The organism is Turicibacter sp. GALT-G1 (assembly GCF_025594995.1).
GTDB classification, from domain to species: domain Bacteria; phylum Bacillota_I; class Bacilli_A; order MOL361; family Turicibacteraceae; genus Turicibacter; species Turicibacter bilis.
Map to the genome: position 1 here is coordinate 1 of NZ_JAMQUS010000076.1, position 7345 is coordinate 7345.

General features: G+C 35.1%; 6 protein-coding genes. All 6 read right to left on the reverse strand.

Features of this window, described 5'->3' with window-relative positions; translation table 11 throughout:
* Nucleotides 1-77: 77 nt before the first annotated feature.
* A complete protein-coding gene (locus tag NEH74_RS12280; protein WP_055242735.1) occupies nucleotides 78-557 on the reverse strand; it encodes an S-ribosylhomocysteine lyase in 480 nt (159 codons plus the stop codon).
* Between the two features lie 103 nt (nucleotides 558-660).
* On the reverse strand, nucleotides 661-1758 hold the full coding sequence (gene prfB, locus NEH74_RS12285; RefSeq protein ID WP_070100325.1) for a peptide chain release factor 2: 1098 nt from the start codon (nucleotides 1756-1758) through the stop codon (nucleotides 661-663).
* 571 nt (nucleotides 1759-2329) lie between these two features.
* Nucleotides 2330-4855 carry a preprotein translocase subunit SecA gene (secA, locus tag NEH74_RS12290; RefSeq protein ID WP_262941421.1) on the reverse strand — a complete coding sequence of 842 codons (2526 nt, stop codon included), beginning with the start codon at nucleotides 4853-4855 and terminating at the stop codon, nucleotides 2330-2332.
* 342 nt (nucleotides 4856-5197) lie between these two features.
* Nucleotides 5198-5746, reverse strand: a complete 549-nt coding sequence (gene hpf / locus NEH74_RS12295; protein ID WP_055275157.1) for a ribosome hibernation-promoting factor, HPF/YfiA family — start codon at nucleotides 5744-5746, stop codon at nucleotides 5198-5200.
* Nucleotides 5747-6070: 324 nt separating this feature from the next.
* Complete coding sequence (locus NEH74_RS12300) at nucleotides 6071-6364, reverse strand: hypothetical protein (protein WP_055275159.1); 294 nt, start codon at nucleotides 6362-6364, stop codon at nucleotides 6071-6073.
* Nucleotides 6327-7345, reverse strand: a 1019-nt coding sequence (locus NEH74_RS12305; RefSeq protein ID WP_262941423.1) for a helicase-related protein, incomplete at its 5' end; no start/stop codon positions are given. The genes NEH74_RS12300 and NEH74_RS12305, both read right to left, overlap by 38 nt.

A 7345-nucleotide genomic window follows, 5' to 3' on the forward strand; every position in this document is an offset into this window, starting at 1 on the left:
ACACCAGTTGACAAAGAACCAAGTTTTTCTAAACCAAAAAAAGAGGAAAATCTCGTAAAAGATTCTCCTCTTTTTTATTACGCTGGATAAACTAAATTAGCTTCTGTGATTTGGTTTAATGTATTTTCTAAGAAGGCCTTAGCTTCATATTTCGCCATTGGTAAATTCATATCTAAATAATTTCCACAATCGCGCGCACTTGCACCTGGAACGTCACCTTCATAATTCGCAACAAATTCAAAGGTTTCTTTAACTAAATCTACAATCTCTTCTGATTTTAGATCGCCTTTTAAAATTAAATAGAACCCTGTACGACATCCCATTGGTCCAAAATAAATAGTCTGATCTGCTGCTGTTTCATGATTACGTAAAAATGTTGCAGCTAAATGTTCAATCGTATGAATTTCAGCAGTATTCATAACTGGTTCACGATTCGGTAATTTTGTACGAATATCAAATGTTGTTACGATTTCTTGTCCTATGACATCTTGGCGTGAAACATAAATTCCACGTAATAAATCATCATGATTAACTGTAAAACTAGGAATCTTTTTCATATCTCCTTCACTCCTTTTACTCACTACTTATATTTAAATTCATTATACATGTAATCTGTGTATCTTTCTATCTATAGCATGAGTTATCCACAAACTTCCACCGTTAGATACTATGTCTTAAATAAGCATCAATAAATCCATCTAAATCGCCATCCATAACACCTTGGACGTTTCCCACCTCATATGATGTGCGATGATCTTTAACTAATGAGTACGGATGGAAAACATATGAGCGAATCTGACTTCCCCATCCAATCTCTTTAACTTCACCACGGATTTTTGCTAACTCCGCTTCTTGTTCCTCTAACTTACGTTGATATAACTTAGATTTTAACATCTCCATCGCAGCTTCACGGTTTTTAATCTGTGAACGTTGGTTTTGGCATGTAACAATCGTATTCGTTGGTAAATGCGTAATACGTACCGCTGAATCAGTTGTATTAATGTGCTGACCACCTGCTCCACTTGCGCGGTACGTATCAATTTTTAAATCTTCAGCACGAATTTCGATATCAATATCTCCTGAGAATTCAGGCATGACATCACAAGAACAGAATGACGTATGACGACGCCCTCCCGAATCAAATGGCGAAATACGAACTAAACGATGTACCCCACGCTCGGCTTTAAAATAACCAAATGCATTTGTTCCTTTAATTTTGATTGTTACGCTTTTAATTCCAGCCTCTTCACCTACTAGATAATCTAAAACCTCTACTTTAAACCCTTTACGTTCAGCATAACGCGTATACATACGATATAACATTTCAGCCCAGTCTTGTGATTCTGTTCCACCCGCACCTGGATGTAGTTCTAAAATAGCATTATTTGCATCATATGGACCACTTAATAAAATTTCTAATTCAAACTTATTTAACTTCTCACTGACTTCACTAATCTGTGATTCAAGTTCAACTTGTAAGTCCTCATCGGGTTCTTCTAAAATTAACTCAAAAGCAACGGCTAAATCTTCTACTTCACCTTCTAAAGTATAGAATGTATTAACTTTATCTTTGATTGCATTGGCTGCATTAATAACTTCTTGAGCTTTACGTTGATCATCCCAAAAACCTACCGCTTGCATCTTTGCATCATACTCTTTAATCTCAGCTTCTTTTTGCTCAACATTTAAAGATTCTTTAAATTGAGAGATACGTTCAGACATTTTCTTGATTTCTGTTCTTATTTCATGAATTTCCATCTCTGTCACCACTTCTTTATATCAATTTTCATGTTTTTAAAATTGTTATCATAAACGCAAAACAAGTTCAAAAGATTATCATTATGATATCCTTGAACGATATAAGAAGCAGTAATTTTTTTACACTGTAAAAAATGTTACTGCTTCTATAATTAGCCTATATTTATGATATTTTAAGACTATTAATTTGATCGACTCTATATTGAATAATGATCTATTTCTATATATAAACAGATAAGTATTCTACATCTTAAGTAGCAAATAAAAAATACTGATATGTTTTACCTATCTAGGCAACCTATAGTCCAGTTAAAAATTTTCTCTCAAGAAAATTTATCTCGACTTATATATATAGAAAACAAAAGGTTTTTCATATTTTTCAATCACACTTAGTTCCCAAGTCCTTTTGAGACTAAGACCAACTATAGTAGCGATGAATCACCTAGCAGTTTTGCTCGCAAAATAATTCTCCATTACTAGGGGTTAAAAGTTTTTATCCTATGAAAAACTCATTACAACTTATCTATAGAATCGCCTACTATTAACAGTTGATGGTAAAAGTAGATAATTATTAATTATCATTTCCACAACATTGTTTATATTTCTTCCCGCTTCCACATGGACACTCATCATTACGTCCTACTTTTTCAATTTTACGTGTGACAGGGCGTTTTTTCTCTTCTTTTCCACTATTCGTCGCGGTTGGTTTAGCCACTTCTTCACGTTGTAAGTTTTGACGAATTTCTGCGCGTAAGATATAACGTGTTACATCATCTTCAATACGCTCAATTAAACGATTAAACATTTCAAATCCTTCACTTTGATATTCATGTAATGGATTGATTTGACCATACGAACGTAAATGGATTCCTTGGCGTAATGCATCCATGGCATCAATATGGTTCATCCAGTGCGTATCAACGACACGTAAAACAATAACTTTTTGGAATTCATGGAAGATTGAAGAGTCAATAGATTGCTCTTTTTGACGGTAATCATCTTTCACAAGATTAGCAATGTACTCAATCATTTCAGCCTCTGTTTTTCCTTCAAGTGCTGATAATTCTACTTTATTCACTGGGAATAAGTTCGTATTTAAGTAATTTAATAATCCTTCATAATTATATTCAGGAGCATCCTTTTGTTTTGAATCTTGTGCTTCTCCTACTGAATAAGTATGAACTAAGCGTGTTACTGAAGAGTCAATCATACCAAAGATAACATCTGTTAAGTCTTCCGTTTCTAAAATATCTTGACGTTGTCCATAAATGACTTCACGTTGACGACGGATGACATCATCATATTCCAGTAAATTTTTACGCATATCATAGTTGTTACCTTCTACACGTTTTTGTGCTGATTCAACCGCTTTAGTAACCATTTTACTTTCAATTGGCTCATTTTCATCCATTCCTAATTTATCAACCATCGTATGCATGCGATCAGAACCGAAACGACGCATTAATTCATCTTGGAATGATAAGTAGAAACGTGTATATCCTGGATCTCCTTGACGTCCAGAACGTCCACGTAACTGATTATCAATACGACGTGATTCATGACGCTCTGTCCCAATAACGGCTAATCCACCTAAAGCCTTCACTTCATCTGTTAACTTGATGTCTGTCCCACGACCAGCCATATTTGTCGCGATTGTAACAGCACCCTTTTTCCCAGCATCCATGATAATCTCAGCTTCACGCTCATGGTTTTTCGCATTTAAGACGTTATGTGGAATACCTTTACGTTTTAATAATTGTGAGATATATTCCGATGTTTCAACGGCTACTGTCCCTAATAAAACAGGTTGTCCTTGTTTATGACGCTCAATAACATCATTAACAACCGCGTTAAACTTCGCATTCATATCTTTATAAACTAAATCTGGTGCATCTTGACGAGCAATTGGACGGTTCGTTGGAATCTCAACAACCATCATATTATAAATATTACGGAACTCTTCTTCTTCTGTTTTAGCTGTCCCTGTCATTCCTGATAATTTACTATATAAACGGAATAAATTCTGGAATGTAATTGTTGCTAATGTTGATGTTTCTTGCTTAATTGATACACCTTCTTTTGCTTGAATCGCTTGGTGAAGACCTTCAGAATAAGCACGCCCCTTCATTAAACGTCCTGTAAATTGATCAACAATTACAACTTCATCGTCTTGAATGACGTAGTCTACGTCACGAGCCATCACATAGTTTGCTTTTAAGGCATTATTGATATGGTGTAATAAGACGGCATGTTTAATATCGTATAAGTTCTCAATACGGAATGTGCGTTCTGCCTTTTCAATTCCGCCTTCATTTAATTGAATATTTTTTGTTTTAATATCGATGTTATAATCTTCTTCATCTTTTAATGTTTTAACAAAACGGTCAGCATGCGCGTATAAGTTTGCTGTACGTTTTTGTCCCCCTGAGATAATTAATGGCGTACGCGCCTCATCAATTAAAATTGAGTCAACCTCATCGACAATGGCATAATTTAATTTACGTTGTACCATTTGTTTTGCATATAGTACCATGTGATCACGTAAATAATCGAATCCTAATTCATTATTCGTTGAATATGTAATATCACATGCATATTGTTTCTTCTTCTCTTCAGACGGCATCCCTGCTAAGTTTAAACCAACTGTTAATCCAAGCCAACGATATAATTCACCCATTTCACGAGCATCACGACTCGCTAAATATTCATTGACTGTAATAATATGTACCCCTTTACCTTCTAAGGCATTTAAGTAAGCTGGCATCGTTGAAGTTAAAGTTTTACCCTCACCTGTTCTCATCTCAGCGATGTTCCCGCCGTGTAAAGCAATCCCCCCGATAATTTGTACTTTATATGGTTTCATACCAAGTACACGAGTTGATGCTTCACGAACAACAGCAAATGCTTCAACTAATAAATCATCTAGCGTTTCCCCTTTTTCAATTCTCTCTTTGAACTCTAGCGTTTTATTTTGAAGTTGCTCATCTGTTAACCCTTGCATATGTGGTTCTAAAGCAATTACTTCATCTGCTAATTTATCAGCACGTTTTAATACTTTCACACTTGGATCTAACATTTTCTTAATTGCTGAAATCATCATCATCGCTCCTTGTCTATCGTTAACTAACCTATGCTAGCTAATACTCTGTTTATTAACATAATGTTACCACTTTTGAATAAACATGTACACAAAAAATCCCCATATGGACATAATGTTACCTAATTTTTGTCACCTTCCTCTTTTGAAAGATGAACTTCAAGTCTTTATTACAACGAAAACCGATCACACTTATTCCAAACTTCCCTTTATTTCTAGCACATTTGCTTCCGATATAAAAGGCTACCTCTAACTAGAGACAGCCCTCAAATGAATGCAGATAGATTTTTAAATACACACTAAAGAGACTATCCTCAGATAGTCCCTTCTAATAATCATCAATTAGTTATTTGTTTCAATAACAGCATATTTACCATCGTTACGACGATATACCACACAAACAGCATCAACCGCCATATCGCGATAAACATAAAAATCATGTCCTAATAACTCTAATTGCATAATAGCTTCTTCAACGTCCATTGGTTTTAAATGAACATTTTTCACTTTATAAGGGACCTCATCCTCTTCATTATAAACCTCTGGTGTATCATCAATCGTAATGAAGTAATTACTAATTCCTTCACGCTCACGGATTTTTTTATTCGCCTTCGTTTTATGACGACGGATTTGACGTTCTAACTTATCTACAACTAAATCAATCGCTGCATATAAATCATCACTCGCTTCCTCAGCACGTAAGATAAATTGATTACCTGGAATAGTGACCTCTACTTTTTGAATCACATCATAGATTTTAATGTAGACGCGAGCCTCTAAATCTTGGTTCGTAGGTAAGAATCGTTGTAAACTTCCCACTTTTTCCTCGATATAATTTCTAATTGCATCCGTTACGTTGAAACGATTAGCTCCCCTGATTTGAATTCTCATTAGAATCACTCCTATCTATCTGATGTACCTTTATTATAATATAAACCCCAGCAAAAAGAAAGCGGTTTCCGTTTTTTGTCGAACATAAAACTGTTACATAAAACGGATTATAAACTTCTTTGTCGAACTCCTTCTTTATTAAAAAGAGATTTATATCATTTTAATCAAAATTAGTGAATTCTATACCTCTAAAACGGTTATAAATTTTTAATAAATTCTGATGGTCTCATTTGAAATGTTATCTAACGAAACAAAAATCAATTGAAGTTTCTCTCTTTCTTGCTTGGATAATCGTTTCTCTACCTGCTCTAATAAAATATCCATTCATGGATAAGGGCCCGGTGATACAGGATTTAAAATCATAATATGAGATTTTAATTTTAATTGTCTCTTAATCTCTTGATAATATGCCGAAATAAATAATTGAACTAAAATGAGATCTCCTTTTTTCAATCGCTCTACAACTTCAGTCATCCATTCATTTTGTTCAAATAAACAAGGTCCCTTCTTCCTAACCAAGTATTGTTGACAAGTCGCACAAATTATTGGCGGTTCAAGCGCTAACAACTCTTGAAATCGATTAATAACGATAAATTGATAACAAACTAGACATCTCATATTTTGGCTCCTCTTTTAATAAATGTTGCTTCCATGCGCTTTGATTCATTCGCTTAATTTGTTCACGCGCGGCATCCATCGCTTCTGTAATTCCATAATGAAAGAAAATAATCTCTCCATGTGGATACTTAGGATTTCTACCGACACGTCCACTGATTTGTACTAAGGCACTTTCTTCATAAACTTCATGTTCAGCACAAAAAATAGCCACATCAATATCAGCAATCGTCACACCACGCTCTAGAATCATCGTTGTAATTAAAAACTGCCCTTCTCCCTCTTTAAATGCTTTTACTTTTGAAATTCTCTCCTCATCATTCGAATAAACGAAGGCAACTTCTAATTTCAGCAGCTTTTTTAATACCTGTTGAAGAAAATGCCCCGCTTCAATCGTTGGAACGAATAAAAGGGCTCGCCGATTAGTCGCAAGTTTTTTTCTCATCCAACGTAAAACAGCCTTAGGAAGACGCCCTTTCTTCAAAGCTTTCTCAAGATTCCCTGCCCATTGAAATTTGGGAATGTCAAGCGAATATAAATGATACCTTGCAGGAATGAGACAACATTTCAAAGCCCCCTTCTTAATCGCTATTTGATCCGCTTTTGATGGTGTTGCAGATAAATAAATCGTAGCACAGGTTGGTTTACAAGCTTTCTTTGCTAGCCGTGGTAGCATCTCATCAAATGTATATGGAAAAGCATCTACCTCATCGATAATCAACAAATCAAATGCTTGATAAAAACGAATCAATTGATGAGTTGTACTAATCACAATATCCCCATAATCCATTTTTTCATCAGAGTGACCATGCAGTCCAATCACCAACGCATACGGAAAGGCTTGTTTAAGTCGAGGTACCAACTCGATGACCACATCAGCTCTTGGAATCGCCCAACAAACTCGTTTTTGTTGCTGTAAAGCAAGAGCAATGGTTTCAAACATCATCTCTGTTTTTCCTGGCTCCACATACTGCACGTCTTGAA